The 19,362-nt window shown below is 68.7% G+C and carries 11 protein-coding genes; 5 read left to right on the top strand and 6 right to left on the bottom strand.

The genetic code is table 11. The annotated features are described in order from the left end of the window. Positions 1 to 48 precede the first annotated feature (48 nt). Positions 49 to 1,239 carry a M20 aminoacylase family protein gene (locus tag ASC81_RS02480; protein WP_056262272.1) on the top strand — a complete coding sequence of 397 codons (1,191 nt, stop codon included), beginning with the start codon at positions 49 to 51 and terminating at the stop codon, positions 1,237 to 1,239. A 99-nt stretch (positions 1,240 to 1,338) separates the two neighbouring features. Continuing rightward, positions 1,339 to 1,881 carry a DUF1415 domain-containing protein gene (locus ASC81_RS02475; protein ID WP_056262268.1) on the top strand — a complete coding sequence of 181 codons (543 nt, stop codon included), beginning with the start codon at positions 1,339 to 1,341 and terminating at the stop codon, positions 1,879 to 1,881. Between the two features lie 15 nt (positions 1,882 to 1,896). Here the strand turns inward: ASC81_RS02475 and ASC81_RS02470 are convergent, their stop codons facing one another. Next, a complete protein-coding gene (locus ASC81_RS02470; protein WP_056262266.1) occupies positions 1,897 to 2,262 on the bottom strand; it encodes a hypothetical protein in 366 nt (121 codons plus the stop codon). Positions 2,263 to 2,441: 179 nt separating this feature from the next. Here ASC81_RS02470 and ASC81_RS02465 point away from each other — a divergent pair, with 179 nt between their 5' ends. Further along, on the top strand, positions 2,442 to 3,134 hold the full coding sequence (locus ASC81_RS02465; RefSeq protein ID WP_056262264.1) for a response regulator transcription factor: 693 nt from the start codon (positions 2,442 to 2,444) through the stop codon (positions 3,132 to 3,134). 15 nt (positions 3,135 to 3,149) lie between these two features. Here ASC81_RS02465 and ASC81_RS02460 read toward each other — a convergent pair whose 3' ends face one another. Together ASC81_RS02460 and ASC81_RS02455 are read right to left on the bottom strand one after the other, a co-directional pair. Beyond that, positions 3,150 to 4,913 carry a sensor domain-containing diguanylate cyclase gene (locus tag ASC81_RS02460; RefSeq protein ID WP_082536200.1) on the bottom strand — a complete coding sequence of 588 codons (1,764 nt, stop codon included), beginning with the start codon at positions 4,911 to 4,913 and terminating at the stop codon, positions 3,150 to 3,152. Between the two features lie 61 nt (positions 4,914 to 4,974). Further along, positions 4,975 to 7,347, bottom strand: coding sequence for a PAS domain S-box protein (locus ASC81_RS02455; protein WP_056262263.1), 2,373 nt, complete (start codon positions 7,345 to 7,347; stop codon positions 4,975 to 4,977). Between the two features lie 106 nt (positions 7,348 to 7,453). Here ASC81_RS02455 and ASC81_RS02450 point away from each other — a divergent pair, with 106 nt between their 5' ends. Then, the gene (locus tag ASC81_RS02450; RefSeq protein ID WP_056262260.1) at positions 7,454 to 8,995 is read left to right on the top strand and encodes a choice-of-anchor I family protein; all 1,542 of its coding nucleotides are present in this window, start codon (positions 7,454 to 7,456) and stop codon (positions 8,993 to 8,995) included. A 99-nt stretch (positions 8,996 to 9,094) separates the two neighbouring features. Continuing rightward, positions 9,095 to 10,306 (top strand): vanadium-dependent haloperoxidase, encoded by a 1,212-nt coding sequence (locus tag ASC81_RS02445; protein WP_056262258.1) that lies wholly within the window; start codon positions 9,095 to 9,097, stop codon positions 10,304 to 10,306. Here the strand turns inward: ASC81_RS02445 and ASC81_RS02440 are convergent. From ASC81_RS02440 to uvrA, 3 genes are all read right to left on the bottom strand, one after another. After that, positions 10,303 to 12,942, bottom strand: a complete 2,640-nt coding sequence (locus ASC81_RS02440; RefSeq protein WP_235533581.1) for a prolyl oligopeptidase family serine peptidase — start codon at positions 12,940 to 12,942, stop codon at positions 10,303 to 10,305. The genes ASC81_RS02445 and ASC81_RS02440 overlap by 4 nt on opposite strands. Positions 12,943 to 13,035: 93 nt before the next feature. Then, positions 13,036 to 13,431 (bottom strand): hypothetical protein, encoded by a 396-nt coding sequence (locus tag ASC81_RS02435; protein ID WP_056262251.1) that lies wholly within the window; start codon positions 13,429 to 13,431, stop codon positions 13,036 to 13,038. A gap of 129 nt (positions 13,432 to 13,560) precedes the next feature. Beyond that, positions 13,561 to 19,188, bottom strand: a complete 5,628-nt coding sequence (gene uvrA, locus ASC81_RS02430) for an excinuclease ABC subunit UvrA (protein ID WP_056262248.1) — start codon at positions 19,186 to 19,188, stop codon at positions 13,561 to 13,563. Positions 19,189 to 19,362: the final 174 nt, after the last annotated feature.

Raw genomic sequence — 19,362 nt, 5'->3', positions numbered from 1 at the left:
GCCGCAATCCTAAACTCGGCCTCTTACGGAGCCCTGAAGTCACCTGTCATGAAGCTCATCGAATCCATCCTGGCCGACGCGCCGGCCATCACCGCCATCCGCCGTGATCTGCACAAGCATCCCGAACTCTGCTTCCACGAGGAGCGCACCGCCGACGTCATCGCCAAGGCGCTGACCGACTGGGGCATCCCCGTCCACCGCGGCCTGGGCAAGACCGGCGTGGTCGGCATCGTCAAGAACGGCACCTCGGATCGCGCCGTCGGCCTGCGCGCCGACATCGACGCGCTGCCGATGACCGAGCGCAACCAGTTCCCGCACGCCAGTACCTACCAGGGCCGCATGCATGCCTGCGGGCACGACGGCCACACCGCGATGCTGCTGGCAGCGGCCAAGCACCTGTCGCAGCACCGTAACTTTGACGGCACGGTCTACCTGGTCTTCCAGCCCGCCGAGGAAGGCGGCGGCGGCGCGCGCGAAATGATCAAGGACGGCCTGTTCGACAAGTTCCCGATGGAGGCCATGTTCGGCGCTCACAACTGGCCCGGCATGCAGGCCGGCCAGTTCGCGTTGAAGAGCGGCCCGGTGTTTGCGTCCAGCAACGAATTCAAGATCACGCTCAGGGGCAAGGGCTCGCACGCCGCGATGCCGCATCTGGGCATCGACCCGGTGCCGGCCGCCTGCCAGCTGGTGACGGCCTTCCAGACCATCGTGTCACGCAACAAGCGCCCCATCGACCCGGGCGTGATCTCCGTGACCATGATCCACGCGGGCGAGGCGACCAACGTCGTGCCCGACTCGGTTGTCATGGAAGGCACCGTGCGCACCTTCACGCTGGAGCTGCTGGACCTGTTCGAGCGCCGCATGAAGGAGATGACCGAGCAGCTGACCGGGGCCTTCGAGCTCAGCGCCGAGTTCGAGTTCCGCCGCAACTACCCGCCGACCATCAACCATGCCGCCGAGACCGAGTTCGTGCGCCGCGTGCTGACGGACATGGTCGGTTCCGACAACGTGCAGGAGTTCGAGCCCACCATGGGCGCCGAGGACTTCAGCTACTACCTGCTCGACAAGCCCGGCTGCTACTTCCTCATCGGCAACGGCGACGGCAGCCATCGCGTCGGCGGCCACGGCATGGGGCCCTGCATGCTGCACAACCCGAGCTATGACTTCAACGACGAGCTGATCCCGCTGGGCGGATCGATGTGGGTGCGCATGGCTGAGGCTTGGCTCAATCGCACTTGAAACTCAAAGGCAACCACAGAGGCACAGAGGCACGGAGGAACAGCCATTGAATTTCTCTGTGCCTCAGTGCCTCTGTGGTTGCATTTCCTTCCTCACCCCATGAACCACAATCAAGTCATCCAGGACACCCGCGACTGGGTCGTCAAGGCCGTTATCGGCCTGAACCTGTGCCCCTTTGCCAAGGCCGTGCATGTCAACGAGCGCATCCGCTATGTCGTCAGCGACGCCACCGAGCCCGAAGCGCTGCTGAAGGACCTGGCGCGCGAGCTGCTGGCGCTCAACCGCGCCGACCCGGAAGACGTCGACACGACGCTGCTCATCCACCCCGGCGTGCTGACCGACTTCCTGGACTTCAACGACTTCCTCGACGCCGCCGACGCGCTCGTCGACGAGTTGAAGCTCGACGGCGTGCTGCAGATCGCCGACTTCCACCCCGGCTACCAGTTCGAGGGCAGCGAGCCCGACGACATCGCCAACTACAGCAACCGCGCGCCCTACCCCACGCTGCACCTGCTGCGCGAGGAGAGCATCACGCGCGCCGTCGAGTCGATGCCCGACACGGCGGCCATCTTCGAGGGCAATCTCGACACGCTGGAGAAGCTCGGCCACGAAGGCTGGGCGGCGCTCGGCCTCAAGCGCTGAGCCGACAGGCCGGCGCTATTCCTTGACCCAAGAAAACCCGCCCGCGCCCTTCTTCGGCGAATTGACCCGCGTGCGCAGCACCGCGTCGAAGCCGCTCTTGCCGCCATTCCAGATCGCCGTGAGCAGGCTCACGACGTCGTCGCGGCTGTAGGCGTCAAGGTCGGCGCGGAACTGCTTGATCGCCGCGGCCAGCATGTCGCGTGGCAGTTCCTGGTGGGTCGCCAGCACGAGGAACATCGCGGCGAACAGGTCCGGCCGGCCGGCACACAGCGCCTGGATGCGCCGCAGCGCCTCGGGGGGCGTGGCCCGCTGGCCCGGCTGCAGCCAGGTCAATTCGTCGGAGCTGTCGCCGGCAACTTCGTCTTGCGCTTCTTCGGCCATCGTGGGTCTCCTCTTGCCGCTCGCAGGCAGCTTTGATTTCTCACGGTGCAGGGCTAGTGTCAGTCATTTATGACCGAAAACGTGCAGCAAACCACGCGGCCCCTGCCAACAAGCGCATGCTGACGCGTCAGTCATGCGGCAAACTGCGCGGCTGCCTGCCCTGAGCCTCCCTCGCTGCCATGCAACCCAAGACACTCGCACTGATCGACGACGACGCCGAGTATTCGGAATTCCTGACGCAGTTCCTGCAGGAGCAGCAGGGCATCTCGGTCAGCCGTTTTGACGACAGCAATGCGCTGCTGGCCGCGCCCGACGCCTTCGCCTTCGACTTCTACCTGGTCGACCTGATGCTGCCCGGCGTCAACGGCGTGGAGCTGATCAAGATCCTGCGCCGCCGCACCGATGCGGGGGTCGTCGTGGTCTCGGGGCGCCTCGGCCCCGAGGTCTTCCGTGAGGTCATCACCGCCGGGGCCGACATGTACCTCGTCAAGCCGGTGCAGTTCGAACAGGTGGCCCTGGCCATCGCGGCCGTGCAGCGCCGCGTGGCCAAGCCCTCGGCGGCGGACGCCGTCTGGAAGCTGGACCGCGCCAGCGGCGAACTCGTCGTGCCCGACGGCACTCGCATCCAGTTGAGCGAGGCCGACCGTCAGTTGCTGGAATGCTTTGCCCAAGCCGGCGGCGAGCCCGTCACGCGTGAGGCGCTGCTCAACAAGCTGGGCCGTGAGGTGGCCGAGGGCGAGGCCGACGACGGCCTGTCGGCCACCATCTACCGGCTGCGCCGCCGCATTGAGCGCGCCACCCCGACGCTGGTGCCGCTGCAAAGCAAGTCGCGCGTTGGCTATGTGTTCCGCGCGCCGCTGCAACTGATCTGAACGCGCCGGGCGCGCTCAAACCGGCGCATCGGCTTCCTTCAGCACCACCGCATTGCGGCCGCCGCGCTTGGCTTCATAGAGCGCCGCGTCGGTGCGTGCGATCAGCGGTCGCAGTTCCAGGTCCTCCAGCGAGGCCAGGCTGACGCCGATGCTGACCGTCAACTTGCCAACGGCGGGAAAGACCGCCGCCTCGACCGCCATGCGGATCTTCTCGGCCGCCATGACGGCCTCTAGCGGACCGGCCAGCTCCGGCAGCAGCACCGCGAACTCCTCGCCACCAAAGCGCGCCGCCACGTCGTTGACGCGCACCGAGGCCTGCAGCAGCGCGGCCAACTGGCGCAGCACTTCGTCGCCGGCCGGATGGCCAAACTCGTCGTTGATGCGCTTGAAATGATCCACGTCGATCAACAGCAGCCCGTGGACGCGGCCGCTGCCCGCGCCATAGCGGCGGTCCAGCGCATAAGCCTCGATGAGGCGCGTGTCGAGGCTGCGGCGGTTGTGCAGGCCGGTCAGCGGGTCGCGCGTGGCCAGGTGTTCCAGCGCAGCGTTGGCGGCCTGCAGCTCGGCGGTGCGCTGCTCGACCTGCGCCTCCAGCGTGGCATTGGTCTTCTGCAGCTGCCGCTCGGTGTCGAGCAGAGAGCCCGCCATGGACTGCATGGCCTGGCTGAGCCGGGACAGTTCGCGCGCGGCCGGCCGCTCGGGGAAATCGGGAACGATGCGCTCTCGTTCCACCCGAACGGCGAGGCGCGCGAGTTGCTCGACCGGAAGACTGATGCGGCGCGCCAGCAGCAGGGCGGCCAGCGCCAGCGCGGCGGCCGCCAGCAGGCCCAGCAGCACCAACTCGCGCATCAGCTCGCGCACCGGGCGCATGGCCTGCTCCAGCGGCTGGCGGGCCACGATGCGCCAGCCTAAGGCCGTATTGGTGCGTGCCTGCAGCTTGGCCTCGCTGACCAGATAGGCCTTGCCCGCGAACTGCAGTTCGCCCTCGAAGCGGCCGTTCGGCAGCAACGGCAACACGCTGGCGCCGCCGGCCTGAGCCAGCTTCAAGGCCTCGGGGTAGAGCACGCGGCCCTGGCGGTCGATGATGAGGGCATCGATGCCACTGCCCGGGCTCTGGCGGCGCACCACGCCCTCGACCAGGCCGGTCACCCAGCGCCAATGCGCATGCGTGCCGATGACGCCGCGCAGCCGGCCCTCGGCATCGCGGATGGGCGCGGCAAAGTCGATGAAGCGGGTCGGTTCGCCATTGGGCAGGGCTGGCAGCATCGTGGCCAGCAGCTTGGCCTCGTGCACGTCGCCGACATAGATGCGCTCGCGCGCCGCAATGAACCAGTCCCGCTGCGCCACCGAGCGCCCCACCAGCATGCCGCCGGTGGCCTGGAGCACCGCGCCGTCTGCATCCGTGACGCCCAGCCAGGCGAACTCGTCCTGCAGCACCTGGCGACGGTCCAGCACCGCGCGGACCTGGACGGAATCCAGCGGTCCGTCAATGAGATAAGGCGCGACGCTGAGCAACTCGATCTCGCGCTCGCGGTCGCGCAGCTGGGTGGCCAGCAGCTCGGCCGCCGACTCCGCCGTGGCATGCACCGCGGCTTGTTGGGCGTGGTAAATCTCGTCGGCGGCCAGCTTGCCCATATAGCCGCCGACCAGGGTCAGGATGGCCAGCGCCAGGCCGCCGATCCACAGACTGATCTGGCCGCGCAGGCCGGGCAGGCGGCGCGGCGCGGCAGATGTCGCCGCGATGGAATCGGGCGAGGCAGGGGTTGGGTTGTCGGGCATCGGGGGTGCGGGAGGGCCAGCCAGTCTAGGCCGGCCCGGCGGCGGCGCCTACGACGCCCGCTCAGCCGGCCTGCGGCAATGTCAAACGCATCACGGTTCCCAGCGGTCCGGTGCGCAGCAGCTCCGCGCTGCCGCCATGCATGTCCATCACCCGGCGCACGATGTACAGGCCCAGGCCGTGGGCGCCACCACTGCCGCGCGCGCCGCGCGTGAACAGCCGCGGCAGCAACTCGCGCGGGATGCCGGGGCCGGCGTCGGCCACTTCGAACTGCAGGGCCGCCGGCTCGTCGAAGTCCATCACATGCAGGGTCACCGGGCTGAGGCCGGGCGCGTACTTCAACGCGTTGGACAGCAGGTTGCGCAGCGCCAGCCGCAACAGGCTCATGTCCATCAACGCCGTGCGCGTGGCGGTGTGGCGGTGCACGACGACGCGATCACGCTGCTCGCGCGGCAGGTCGGCAATGGTCACCGCGATCAGCGTGTCGATGTCGGTGTCGCCGCGCGCGATGCGCCCGCCGCCGGCCAGCAGGCTGGCCGCCGCCAGCGTGTTGTCGACGCCGGCCAGCACGGTGCCCAGCACGGCCTGGGCGCGCGTCAGCCGCTCCTGGGCCTGGCGCTCGCCGCGGCCGGCCAGGCTGGCGGCGGCGCTCTGCAGCGCGGCGCTGGCGTTGTTGAGGGGTTGGCGCACCTCGTGCGCCAGCACGTCGAGCATCTCGGAGCGTTCGCGCAGCAGCTGGTCGAGCTCCTGCACATGGCGCTCGGTCTGGCGGCGCATCTGCTGCTCGTGGGCCAGTTCGGCGCGGTGCTTGAGCGCCTCGGTGATGTCGTCCACCAGTGCCAGCGCGCGCAGCGGCTGACCCGAGGCGCTGTACTCGGACACCGCCGACACCAGCACGTCGCGCAGCGTGCCGTCGGCGCAGATCATCTGCACGGGGCAGTCGCTGACATGGCCGTCGCGCCACATCGCCGGGCGGTAGACCTCGCGCACCAGTCGGGCGGACTCCGGCGTCAGGAAGTCGTCCAGCGCCCGGCCGACGACCTGCTGGCGTTTGTAGCCCAGGCGCTGCAGCCAGCGGTCCGACACGCTGAGCACCCGCCCCGCCGTGTCGACCGAATGCATGAGCGCCGGCGTGGACTCGTAGAGCGCGCGCAGCCGCTGGCGGTTGTGCTCCAGCTCGACGGCCGCGCGGTGATGCTCGGTGACGTCCTGCAGGGCGCCCACCAGCCGTACCGGCACGCCGTCCTGCCAGTCGACCTGGCCCTGGGCCAGCACCCAGATCTCGCGGCCCTTGGCGGTGACGAGCGGCAGCTCAAGGCTCCAGGGCTCACCATGGCTGAGGCCGCGGCGCACGGCGGCCTCGATGACGTCGCGCGCCTCGGGTTTGTAGAAGCCGATGGCGTCTTGCAGCGTCGGCTGGTAGCCCGGTTCGAGGTCATGGATGCGGCAGGTCTGGTCGCTCCAGACCAGGGCTTCGGTCTGCAGATCCAGCGTCCAGCCGCCAATGCCGGCGACACGGCCGGTGCGGTCGAGCAAGGCCTTGCTTTCGCGCAGCTCGCGCTCGGCGGTGATGCGGTCGGTCACGTCCTCGACGATGCCGACATAGCCGCTCAAGGCCCCGTCCGGCATCAACAGCGGCCGGGCGCGCGCCCAGACCTGGCGCAGGCCTGTGCCGGCGTGGAGCCGGTAGCGCATTTCGAAGGGCTGTCGCTGCGTGACGCTGCGCCGCCAGTGGTCCAGCACCGAGGCGCTGTCCTCGGGCGCCAGCGTCGCAGTCCAGCCGTCGCCCAGACTGGCGCCCGCCGGCAGGCCGCAAATGCACTGCCAGGTGGCGTTGGTGAAGATGAAGTGGCCCGCGGCGTCGGTGCGGAAGACGCCTAGCGGCGCCGTCTCCGCCAGCACGCGGAAGGGCTGTTCGGCGTCGCCCACATCGGCCCGCGCCAGCGCCCGCTCGCGCATCATCAGCGCCTCGGCAGCCGCATCGGCCAGGCGCATCAGCGCCTCGCGTTGCGCGTCGGTCAGCTGGCGCGGCTTGAAGTCCACGACGCAGAGCGTGCCCGGGTGGCTGCCATCGTCGAGCCGGATGGGCATGCCGGCGTAGAAGCGCAGCGGCGGGTCGGCCAGTACGTCGGGATGATCGACAAAGCGCTCGTCCAGGCGCGCATCGCCCACCTCGAACAAGCCGTCCGCCAGCAGCGTGTGGGCGCAGAAGGTCTGGGCACGCGGTGTCTCGCTGCGGCCGAAGCCGACCGCCGACTTGAACCACTGGCGCCTCTCGTCCAGCAGGCCGAGCAGGGCGACGGGCGTGCCGCAGATCTGCGCGGCCAGGGCGGTCAGGTGGTCGAACAGCGGTTCGGGCTCGGTGTCCATGACGGCCAGCGCAATCAGGCGGGCCAGGCGCTGGTCTTCGTCGGGCGGCAGGTCGGGGATCACCATGGACGCGAAGCTTAGGGCCTCGTTCGCGGGGCGAAGGCGGCGTCGTCACGCTCCTGTCATGCAGCCGGCACAGCATGCTCGGTTTTGATCAACCGCCGCCCGCCCCATGAAGCCCACCCGACTGATCCAGGCCCTTGCCGCCACCTTCGCCCTGACCCTGGTGACTATGAGCGCAGCCCGCGCCGCCGGTGAGCTGGACGGCGCCAGCCAGCTCTGGGCCACCAGCCATGCCGGCACACCGAGCGGCTTCCTGTCCGAGATCGTTGCCTTCGACGCCACGAACAAGACGCTGTGGGTCGCGGGCGTCAAAGGCGTCAACGTGCTGGACGCCAGGACCGGCGCGTCGCTGAGCTTCATCGACGTCAGCGCCTGGGGCGCCATCAACAGCGTGGCCATCCACAACGGCGTCGCGGCCTTCGCCATCGAGGCCAGCGACCGCAAACTGCCCGGCGTCGTGCAGCTCTACGACACCACGAGCCGCAGCCTGCTGGCCGGCGTCAGCACCATCGCCGTCGGCTCGCTGCCCGACATGCTGACCTTCACGCCCGACGGCAGCCGCATCCTGGTCGCCAACGAGGCCACGCCCAATGCCGGCGACTACGGCACCCGCATCGGCACGACGGTGCCGCGCAACTACGGCGTGGGCGCGAATGACCCGGTCGGCAGCGTCAGCATCATTGATGTTGCCAGCCGCTCGGTCACCTCGACCGCCACGCTGGCCGGCGTGGCCCAGAGCGGCAGCCACATCCGCGGCAACACCGGCATGGACTTCGAGCCCGAGTACATCGCCGTCAACAAGGCCGGCACGCAGGCCTATGTCAGCCTGCAGGAGGCCAACGCCATGGGGGTGCTGGACCTGCAGAGCGGCCAGTTCACCAAGGTCGTCGGCCTGGGCGCCAAGGACTTCTCGCAAGCCGGCAATGCCATCGACAGCCTGAACAACGGCACGGTCAGCTTTGCCAACGTGGCCGCCAAGGGCCTCTACATGCCCGACGGCATGGCCAGCTTCCAGTCCGGCGGCAAGACCTATGTCGTGATGGCCAACGAGGGCGACTTCCGCGAGGACGACGCCGACCGCTCGGCCGCCAGCAGCCTGGGCGCCACCGGCAACCTGGCCAACCTGCGCGTGTCCAACACCGACTCCTCGGCCGGCAACCTGTTTGCCGCGGGCGCCCGCTCCGTCTCCATCCGCGACGCCGACGGCAACCTGGTCTGGGACAGCGGCAACATCCTGGACGTGCAGGCCAATCTCGCCGGCATCTACGACGACGGCCGCAGCCGCGACAAAGGCGTGGAGCCCGAAGGCCTGGAGCTGATGCAGATCGGCGGCAAGACCTTCGCCTTCATCGGCCTGGAGCGCACCACCAGCGGCGCCGTGGCGGTGTTCGAGATCGACCTGCTCGACCCGACCAAGACCAGCTTCGTGCGGATGCTGACGGTCAATGGCCAGATCCGCCCGGAGGGCCTGAAGGGCTTTGCGATGGACGGCATGCACTACCTGGCCATCGCCAGCGAAGGCGGCGATGGCGGCGTGGGCGCCGGCACGGCCCTGTTCGCACTGGCGCCGGTGCCGGAACCCGGTACCTACGCGATGCTGTTGGCCGGCCTGGCTGGCGTTGGCCTGGTCGCCCGCCGCCGCCGCCGCTGACGTCCGACCGCCCGCTTCGGCGGGCCCGCGCCTTCCGGTTGAGGTTGCGCGCGCGCAGCGGCATGGCTAGCGTCTCCGGCTTCACTTCGGGAACACGCCATGTCCAGAATCCCCTGCGCCCTCGGCGCCGTCCTGCTGGCCCTGCTGGCGGCGCTGCCGGCCCGCGCCGACATCGTCAGTGACTGGGCCGACGCCACGCCCAAGGTGCTGGCCAAGTCACCGCGCTCGCAGTGGACCCACACGGCGCTGCTGACCGACCTGGCGATGTTCAACGCGCTGAACGCGATCACGCCGCGCTACCAGGCCTACGGCGTGGCGCCCGCGCCGGTGCCCGATGCCTCACCCGAAGCCGCCGTGGCGTCCGCCGCGCGCGTCGTGCTCGGCAGCGTGCCGGGCGCAGACCATGCGCTGATCGACAAGACTTACGAAGCCGCGCTGAAGGGCGTGACCGATGCCGCCGCCCGTGCCAAGGGCGTGGCCCTGGGCCGCCGCGTCGCGCTGGCGCTGCTGACCCTGCGGTCCGATGACAGCTTCGGCCGCGTCGAGCCGCCCAAGGTCGAACCGGCGCCGGGCATTCACGTGCTGACGCCCGAGTACAAGCAGGAGTCCGGTGTGGGGCTGACGCGCATGAAGCCCTTTGGCATCAAGGACGTGGCCGCCTATGACCCCGGCCCGCCGCCGGCCGTGGGCAGCGCGCTGGCGCAGCGCGATCTGGCCGAGGTCAAGGCCGTGGGCGGGCGCGTCAGCACGGTGCGCACCGGCGAGCAGTCGGTCATCGCGCTGTTCTGGAACTCCGGCGAGGGCGAGGATGCCGTGGCCATGCTCAAGAAGGTGGCTGAGGCCAACAAGGCCACGCCGCTGGAGTTCGCGCGCATGCTGGTGCTGCTGGACATGGCCGACCTGGACTCGCGCATCGTCTACGCCGCCATCAAGACCAAGTACCGCTACTGGCGGCCCTACAACGCACTGCGCGGTGACTTCGCCGATGCCAAGCTGCGCGACGCGACGTGGGAGCCGCTGATCCACACCCCGCCCAACAGCGACTACCCGTCCGGCGGCGCCGTCGGCGGCGGCACGCTGGCCACGCTGATCACAGCCTTCCGCGGCGACAGCGCCGCGCCGCTGGTCTGGGTCAACATCGCGCTGTCCATGACGCGCAGCTGGCCCACGGCCGAGGCCATGGGCCGCGAGCTGGCGGACTCACGCGTCTGGAGCGGCGTGCACTTCCGCAACTCCGTCGATGTCGGCTATCGCATCGGTCAGAAGGTGGCCGAGGAGATCCTGGCGACGCAGCTGCGGCCTTTGCCTTAAGGTGCGGCGCGCCCCAGGTTGCGCACCCAGAAGGCCTCGTACTTGCGGTGCCAGCCGGCGGGCTTGACGACGCCGCCCATCGCATGCGCGCCGTCCGGGTCCAGGAACAGCTCGACGAGCGATTCCTTGCCCGAGTCCAGCAGCTCGCGGTAGACATTGACCGTGTCCTGGTAGAGCACGTTGGGGTCCTGCATGCCGTGCACCAGCATCAGCGGCTTCTTCAGGCCCTTGGCCAGCGGCAGCAGCGAATACTTGCGCAGCACCGGCTTGGTCCGGTCGACCTTGCCGATGGTGCGGCCGCTGTACCAGCTGTTGTAGTTCTCCCATTCGGTCGGGCCGGCGCCGGCGATGCCGGCGGCGAACAGGTCGGGCCGCGTGTACATGGTGTACTGGGTCTGGAAGCCGCCGAAGCTCCAGCCGTTCAGGCCGATGCGGCGGGCGTCGACGCCGTATTGCGCCGGCAGCAGCTTGACCAGGTCTTCCAGGTCCTCGGACTGCGGCTCGCCGACACGCTCCCAGTTGGCGCCCGAGAACTTGCGGCCGTAGTTGCTGTGCCCGCGCGGATCGACGGCGACCGTCACGTAGCCGTGCTTGGCCGCCATGTACTGGCCGAACAGGTAGGCGGTGTTCTGGAAGCTGTCGACCTCGACGATGTGGCGGTCGTTCAGCGGGCCGCCATAGACATAAACGATGCCGGGGCGCTTGTCGTTGGCCTGCCACCCGGCGGGCTTGAAGACATAGGCCTCGATGCGGTCACCATGACGGTTGGTGTAGGAAAAACGCTCGGGCTGCAGCAGCTTGAGGGACGCCCAGGCTTTGTCGTTGCTGTCGGTCAGCGTGCGCGTCGCCGTCCTGCCGTCGGTGGCCAGGAGCTTCAGTTCTGGGCGCTGCGCCCAGTTGCCCGCATTGGCGCTGACCCAGCGGCCGTCCTCGGACGCCGCCGCGCTGCGGTGGAACTCACCCACCGCGCCCAGCGCCTGCATGGCACCGCTGGCCATGTCGACGCTGAAGAGATTCATCGCCGCTGCGTCGCCGCGGTTGGCCAGCAGGAACATGCGCTTGCTGTCGGGCGTGAAGCCGACGACCTGGTGAGCCTCGAACTCCCCATTGACGAGCGGGCGCAGCGCCTTCGTGGTCACGTCGATGGCATAGGGCTGGCGCCAGCCCGCCTCGTCCAGCGTCAGCACCAGCGTCCTGGCGTCGGGCGTGAAGCGCGGCTTGAGCACGCTGACCACCTCATGGCCGACATCACCGCGGCGCTCCAGCACCAACTCGGGCTTGGCGTTCTCATCAGCCGTGCCGAGATAGACGCGCAGCAGTTCCTTTTCGCGCTCCCAGGTTGTGAAGGCGTAACGGCTGCCATCCTTGGCCCAGACCACATCGCTGATCTCGAACCACACGTCACCGCCCGCCTGCGTGAACACCGGCGCCGGCTGCTTGCGCGGCGGCTCGGCGCCGGCCGGCACCTGGCGGATGTAGAGGGCCATGGCCTGCAGCGTGCGCTTGTCGTCGGACACCTCGCGGTTGACTTTCTTGGCCGTGGCCCAGCGCTCGCTGTAATTCATGATCTCGACCTGCTTGGGCGGCGGCGCCGGCTTGTCGTCCGCCGTCTTCAGCGGCGCCCGGGCCATCAGCGACATCCAGCGGCCGTCCTCGCTGATCTGGGTCTCGACGATGCGGTACTTCTTCTGCTCATCATCGGGATGGATGAGCTCGCGGTTGAGCACCTGCACGGCGGCCTGCGCAAAGCGCGCGCGCAGCACGCGGCCGTCGTCGGTGTAGATGAAGCCGCTGTCATCCGGCGTGTAGGCCACGATGCGCAGGTCGCGCTGTGTCGTCACCAGCGCCACCGGTGCCGAGTCGCCAACCTGCCAGCGGTACAGGCCGCCGCGGTACTGGAAGATCAGCTCGTCCGCCTTGCGCGCCCAGACGAACTGGGTCGGGCCGGGGTAGAGATCGGTGGGCTTGAGCTTGTCCCGCGCCAGCTTCTTCTTCAGCTCGTCGCGCAGTTCCCAGGTTTCCCTGGCCTTGTCGGCGGCCGACGCAGCGGACGCCGGCGCAGCAGCGGCGACAGCGGCGACGGGCTTGCCGGCGCGGCGGGCGGCCAGTTCAGCAGCGGCCCTCTTCTCGGCCTCGGCCTCCGCCTTGTCGAGCGCCTTTTGCGCATCGTCCTTGGCCTTCTTCTCGGCCAGCTCCTGCTTCACCAGGTCCAGCGCCGCCCGCTCCCATTGCGCGAGGTCGACCTTCTCGCCGCGCAGATAGGCCTGCTGCGCCATCTCGCGAGCCTGACGCTCGGCATATTCCGTCTGGCGCTGCCTGAGTTTCTTGTCGAAGCGCTCAGTGTCCTCTGGCGCATCGAAGGCCGCCATCAGCTGCGGCGTGGTCAGGCGCTGCGTCTTGCCAGTGCGGGTGTCGTGCACCCACAGGTCGGCGCCGGGCTCGCCGAACGGGCTCCACAGCCAGGCCAGATAGCGGCCGCTGCGGCTGAAGGCAGCGTCTTTGGCGGGCTCGCCCCGGTAGGGCTCGGCGCGGAAGATCTGTTCGAGGGTTGGGACGGTGGCCGGGGCGGGTTGCGCCTGCAGCGGCAGACTAAGGGCCAGGGCGAGGGCCAGGCTGCCGAGGGCAGCGAAGGTCACGGGCTTCAAGGGGTCTCCTGAAATGCCCCCTAGGGTTAGGGGCGGTGCATTTTAGGAAATCGCCTAAGTCGCCCCATTCGTCACGGGTTTGCTTCAGCGCAGGATCGTCACGGTTTGCGGCATCGAGCTCTGCTTGGACTTGCGCCACAGCGCGATGGCCACATGCACCGCCAGGCCGATGCCCAGCAGCAGCAGCGCGCCAACGATCCAGATCACCCAGGCCAGGAAGGTCACGCCGCCAGACAGCGACGGCAGCAGGCCGGCGAGTGACTGCAGTTGGGGCGTCAGCGTCTCCAGCGTGCCCGCCAGCCATTCGGCCACCGGCACGGGCAGCCAGGCCGTGAGCGCCTCCGGCAGGCTCCAGTCGGCCGCACCGATGCTGCCTGCACCCGACAGCAGGGCCGACAGCAGCGCCTGTCCCGACCACACCAGGGCGGACCACAGGGCCAGCAGCAGCAAGACCAGCACCCAAGCGGCAAGGATCAACATGGCAAAACTCCGATTCATGGAAACGGGCGAGTGTGGCCGGCCAGGGGAGATCGAAAAAGATGCCGTGGCCGCAGCCAGGCTTCTGGAAAACCTGTGCAGTCGGCTACCCCGCTTGTTCCGCTGTGTTCCTCATGCCACCCGCGCCAACACCGGCTTCAACGCCACGCCGGTATGACTGCCACTCGCCACCACAGCCTCCGGTGTGCCTTCGATGACCACCCGGCCACCCGCATCGCCACCCTCCGGCCCTAGGTCCAGCACCCAGTCCGCCTCCGCAATGACATCGAGGTCATGCTCGATGACGACAACCGAATGCCCGCCAGCCACCAGCCGATGCAGCACACGGATCAGCTTCTCCACATCCGCCATGTGCAGGCCAACGGTAGGCTCGTCCAACACGTACAGCGTATGCGGCGCCTTCTGCCCGCGCCGGGTCACGTCGTCACGCACCTTGACCAGTTCCGACACCAGCTTGATCCGCTGCGCCTCGCCGCCCGACAGCGTCGGTGATGGCTGTCCCAACGTCAGGTAGCCCAGCCCCACGTCCTTCAGCAACTGCAGCGGATGCGCAATCGCCGGCATGGCCGCGAAGAATTCGACGGCCTCGTCCACCTCCATCGCGAGCACATCGCCGATGCTCTTGCCGCGCCACGAAACGCCCAGCGTCTCCGGGTTGAAGCGCTGGCCATGGCACTGGTCGCAGGGCACCTTCACGTCCGGCAGGAAGCTCATCTCGATGGTCTTCATGCCCTGCCCCTCGCAACCCGGGCAGCGGCCCGCGCCGGTGTTGAAGCTGAAGCGCGCCGGCGCGTAGCCGCGCGCCTTGGACTCCAGCGTCTCGGCAAACAGCTTGCGGATGGCGTCCCAGAAGCCGATGTAGGTCGCCGGGCAGGAGCGCGGCGTCTTGCCGATGGGGGTTTGGTCGACCTCCAGCACGCGGTCGACCTGCTCGTGGCCTGTGATGCCGTCGCAGCCTGTCCACTGCGCCGGCGCCTTGCGCAGCGGTACGGCGACGGCCATGCCGGCCAGCAGCACGTCGCGCGCTAGTGTCGACTTGCCCGAGCCCGACACGCCCGTGACGGCCACCAGGCGGTGCAGCGGCACATCGACCGTCACGCCCTTGAGGTTGTGAAGCGAAGCGTTCAGCACCGTTAGCTTCGGCGCATCAGATTCAATCGGCCGGCGCGCCTGCAGTGGGTGGATCAGTGGATGGGCCAGCATGCGGCCGGTAACTGAATCCGCCTCCAGCGCGAGCTGCGCCGCCGTGCCCTGCGCCACCACGCGGCCACCGCGCTTGCCGGCGCCAGGGCCGATGTCGATGATGTGGTCGGCACGGCGGATGGTGTCCTCGTCATGCTCGACGACGACCAGCGTGTTGCCCTTGTCGCCCAACGTCGCCAGCGCCTTCAGCAAGATCTGGTTGTCGCGCGGATGCAGGCCGATGGTGGGCTCGTCCAGCACGTAGCAGACGCCCTGCAGGTTGCTGCCCAACTGCGCCGCCAGGCGGATGCGCTGGGCCTCGCCGCCCGACAGCGTGGGCGCCGCGCGGTCCAGCGTCAGGTAGCCGAGGCCGACCTCCTGCAGGAACTCCAGGCGGCCGAGGATTTCGCTGACGACATCGCGCGCAATGTCGGCATCACGGCCGTGCAGGTGCAGGCCTTTCACCCACTCGTGCGCCTCGCCGACGCTCCACGCGGCCACGTCGCCGATGCCCTTGTGCTCGAACTCCACGGAGCGCGCCGTTGCGTTCAGCCGCGTGCCGTGGCAATCCGGGCAGGCCGCGTCGGTCAGGCCTTCGACCTCGACTTCCTCGGACGGGAAACTCTGTTCGCGGCCACGGTTGTCGTCGCTCTGCACGCTGTCGTCGAGCTCCTTGCGCTGCTCGCGTGTCAGCGCCAGGCCGGTGCCGACACAGCTGGTGCACCAGCCGTGCTTGGAGTTGTAGGAAAACAGGCGCGGGTCCAGCTCGGGATAGCTGGTCCCGCAGACCGGGCAGGCGCGCTTGGTGGAGAACACCTTGACTTCGCCGACGCCGCGGCCCGTCTCACCGTCGGCCAGCGCCTCGCTGAGGCCATCGAGCGGACACAGCACATGCAGCACACCCTTGCCGATGTCCAGCGCCTTGGCCAGCAGCTCGCGCAGCTCGGCCTCCTTGTCCGGCGACACGACGAGGTCGCCGACCGGCAATTCCAGCGTGTGCTCCTTGAAGCGGTCGATGCGCGGCCACGGCGACGTCGGCAGGAATTCGCCGTCCACGCGCAGATGCGTGTGGCCACGGCCCTTGGCCCATTTGGCCAGGTCCGTGTAAACGCCTTTGCGCGCCACCACCAGTGGCGCCAGCAGGCCCACATGCTGGCCGCGGTAGTCGCGCATCAGCTGCGCGGCAATCGACTCGACGCTTTGCGGCTTTACCGGCGCACCGTCCTTGGTGCAGTGCTGCACGCCCAGCTTCACGTAGAGCAGGCGCAGGAAATGCCAGACCTCGGTCGTCGTCGCGACCGTGCTCTTGCGGCCGCCACGGCTCAGGCGCTGCTCGATGGCGACCGTCGGCGGAATGCCCCACACCGCATCGACCTCCGGCCGACCCGCCGGCTGCACGATGCTGCGCGCATAGGCGTTCAGCGATTCGAGGTAACGGCGCTGGCCCTCGTTGAACAGGATGTCGAAGGCCAGCGTCGACTTGCCCGAGCCGCTCACGCCGGTGACGACGTTGAACTTGCCGCGCGGGATGTCGACGCTCAGGCCCTTGAGGTTGTGCTCGCGCGCGTTGACGATCTTGATCGCCTCGTCGGCCTGGCGCCGTGCCTTGACGATGGACTGCAGGGGCCGGCCCTCCTCCACGGCCATCGCTGGCCGGTCCATGTGCAGCGCGTAGTCGCGCAAGGCAGCGGCGGTGTGAGACGTGGCGTGCTTGGTGATCTCCTCAGGCGTGCCGACGCAGACGATCTCGCCACCGGTTTCGCCGCCTTCGGGGCCAAGGTCGATGAGCCAGTCGGCCGCGCGGATGACGTCGAGGTTGTGCTCGATGACGATCAGCGAGTGGCCGGCGCTCAGCAGCTTGCGCAGCGCGCGCATCAGCTTGGCGATGTCGTCGAAATGCAGGCCCGTGGTCGGCTCGTCGAACAGGAACAGCGTGCCCTTCTTCGCGACACCGAAACGCGGCGAGGCCGCCGCCTCGGCCAGGAAGCCGGCGAGCTTCAGCCGCTGCGCCTCGCCGCCCGACAGCGTCGGCACCGGCTGGCCCAGGCGCACGTACTCCAGGCCCACGTCGACGATGGGCTGCAGCTTGGCGATGACGGCGCGGCGCTCGCTGAACAGGTGCACGGCTTCCGCGACCGTCAGCTCCAGCACGTCGGCCACGCTCAGGTCGCGGTCCTTCAAGGTCAGCTTCGCGTCCAGCATCTCGGCGCGGAAGCGCTTGCCGTCGCAGTCCGGGCAGCGCAAATAGACGTCGCTCAGGAACTGCATCTCCACATGCTCGAAGCCCGAGCCGCCGCAGGTGGGGCAGCGGCCGTCGCCGGCATTGAAGCTGAACATGCCGGCCGTGTAGCTGCGCTCCCGCGCAATGGGCGCGTCGGCGAACAGCTTGCGGATCTCGTCGAAGGCGCCGACATAGCTGGCCGGGTTGGAGCGCGCCGTCTTGCCGATGGGCGACTGGTCGACGAAGACCGCATCGGCCAGGAAGTCGGCGCCCAGCAAGCGCTCGTGAGCGCCCGGCGTCTCGGTCGCCTTGCCGAAGGTGCGAGCCAGCGCGGGGTAAAGCACGTCCTGCATCAGCGTGCTCTTGCCCGAGCCGCTCACGCCGGTCACGACGACGAGGCGCTGCAGCGGGAACTCGACCGTCACATCGCGCAGGTTGTGTTCGCGCACGCCTTCGAGGATGAGCTTGGGCGTCGATTCCTCCACCAGCCGCTTCAGGCCCATGCCGACATGCTTGCGGCCGCCCAGGTAGGCACCGGTCAGCGTGTCGGCCGCGCGGATGCTGTCGGGCGTGCCGTCGTAGACGATCTGGCCACCGCGCTCGCCCGGCCCGGGGCCCATGTCGATGAGGCGGTCGGCGGCCAGCATGACGGCCGGGTCGTGTTCGACGACGACCAGCGTGTTGCCGGCGTCGCGCAGGCGCTGCATGGCCTGCACGATGCGGCCCATGTCGCGCGGATGCAGGCCGATGCTGGGCTCGTCCAGCACGAACAGCGTGTTGACCAGCGAGGTGCCTAACGCCGTGGTCAGGTTGATGCGCTGCACCTCGCCGCCGGACAGCGTGCGGCTCTGGCGGTCCAGCGTCAGGTAGCCCAGGCCGACGTCGCAGAGGTAGCGGCTGCGGTGGCGGATCTCGTCCAGCAGCAGCTTCAGCGCTTCGTCTAGCATCGTGCTGGGCAGTTGCAAGCCGTCGACGAAGTCGCGCAGGCGCTGGATGGGCAGCTGCATCAGGTCGTGCAGGCTCAGGCCCGGCAGCGCTTCCAGCTGCTCGCGGGTCCAGTCCACGCCAACCGGCAGGAAGCGTTGGGCCGCTGGCAGCGCCGCGTCCGCCAGCGGCTTGGACCCGACACGCCACAGCAGCGCCTCCAGCTTCAGCCGCGCGCCGTGGCAGGCGGGGCATTCCGTGTAGCTGCGGTACTTGGACAAGAGCACGCGGATGTGCATCTTGTAGGCCTTGCTCTCCAGGTAGTCGAAGAAGCGCTTGACCCCGTACCACTGCTTGTTCCAGTTGCCGTTCCAGTTCGGCGTGCCGTTGATGACCCACTCGCGGTGCGAGGGGCTGAGTTCCTTCCACGGCGTGTCGCGCGGGATGCCCGCCTCCCCCGCGTACTTCAGCAGGTCGTCCTGGCTGTCTTTCCAGGCCGGCGTCTGCATCGGCTTGATCGCGCCGTTGCGCAGGGTCTTGCGGTCGTCGGGGATGACCAGACCCAGGTCGACGCCGATGACGCGACCGAAGCCGCGGCAGGCCTCGCAGGCGCCAAAGGCAGAGTTGAAAGAAAACAGCGCCGGCTGTGGGTCGGCATAGCGGACATCGCTCTCCGGACAGTGCAAACCGGTCGAGAACTTCCAAAGTGTTGCGCCGTCGTCACCCACGTGAACATTCACCCGGCCTGCGCCGCGCTTCAAACACAACTCGATGGCTTCCATGGCGCGCTGCCTGTCCGCGCCCTGGATGCGGAAGCGGTCAGCGACGACATCCAACACTTTTTTACCTTCAACCTCGCGCTCCCCCTGCACGCGTGTGAAGCCGCTGGCGGACAGCCATTGCTGCACCTGCTCCGCCGAGGTGTTGCCGGGCAGTTCGACCGGAAAGCTGAGCACCAACCTGGGGTCCTCGCCGGCCGTCCGCGCCATCAGCTCCGCATAAATGCTCTGCGCGGTGTCATGCCTCACCGGCAGCGCCGTCTTGCGGTCGAACAACTCGGCCGCACGCGCATAAAGCAGCTTCAGGTGGTCGTTCAGCTCCGTCATGGTGCCGACCGTGGAGCGGCTGGTGCGCACCGGGTTGGTCTGGTCGATGGCGATGGCCGGAGGCACGCCGTCGACCTTGTCGACGGCCGGGCGGTCCATGCGGTCCAGGAACTGGCGCGCATAGGCGGAGAAGGTCTCTACGTAGCGCCGCTGACCCTCGGCGTAGAGGGTGTCGAACACCAGGCTGGACTTGCCGGAGCCGCTGGGCCCGGTCACGACGGTCAGCTCGGCGGTGCGCAGATCGAGGTCGAGGTTCTTGAGGTTGTGCTGGCGAGCACCTCGGATGCGGATCAGACCGTCAGACATTGCGGGAGGGGTCCCAAACGACAAAGGCCAGCAGTGTAGGGAGGGGCTTAGGCCAAAACTGTCAGCACGCGCGACCGACGAGCGGTCGATTTAGGCCGCGCGGGCGGCCAAGCCACACCGCGTTCCTGGGTCTTGCGGTTGCGTGGCAGCGCTGGCTGCGGCAACAATGGCTCG

The organism is Pelomonas sp. Root405 (assembly GCF_001425165.1).
GTDB lineage: Bacteria > Pseudomonadota > Gammaproteobacteria > Burkholderiales > Burkholderiaceae_C > Pelomonas.
The sequence above is the reverse complement of the archived record's forward strand: the minus strand, read 5'-3'. Positions and strand labels throughout refer to the sequence as shown.

Coding starts and splice junctions, on each gene's coding strand:
- ASC81_RS02460 (WP_082536200.1), bottom strand. CDS start 4,913: ATGCCCGACAACCCAACCCCTGCCTCGCCCGATTCCATCGCGGCGACA.
- ASC81_RS02470 (WP_056262266.1), bottom strand. CDS start 2,262: ATGGCCGAAGAAGCGCAAGACGAAGTTGCCGGCGACAGCTCCGACGAA.
- ASC81_RS02480 (WP_056262272.1), top strand. CDS start 49: ATGAAGCTCATCGAATCCATCCTGGCCGACGCGCCGGCCATCACCGCC.
- uvrA (WP_056262248.1), bottom strand. CDS start 19,188: ATGTCTGACGGTCTGATCCGCATCCGAGGTGCTCGCCAGCACAACCTC.
- ASC81_RS02450 (WP_056262260.1), top strand. CDS start 7,454: ATGAAGCCCACCCGACTGATCCAGGCCCTTGCCGCCACCTTCGCCCTG.
- ASC81_RS02445 (WP_056262258.1), top strand. CDS start 9,095: ATGTCCAGAATCCCCTGCGCCCTCGGCGCCGTCCTGCTGGCCCTGCTG.
- ASC81_RS02435 (WP_056262251.1), bottom strand. CDS start 13,431: ATGTTGATCCTTGCCGCTTGGGTGCTGGTCTTGCTGCTGCTGGCCCTG.
- ASC81_RS02465 (WP_056262264.1), top strand. CDS start 2,442: ATGCAACCCAAGACACTCGCACTGATCGACGACGACGCCGAGTATTCG.
- ASC81_RS02475 (WP_056262268.1), top strand. CDS start 1,339: ATGAACCACAATCAAGTCATCCAGGACACCCGCGACTGGGTCGTCAAG.
- ASC81_RS02455 (WP_056262263.1), bottom strand. CDS start 7,347: ATGGTGATCCCCGACCTGCCGCCCGACGAAGACCAGCGCCTGGCCCGC.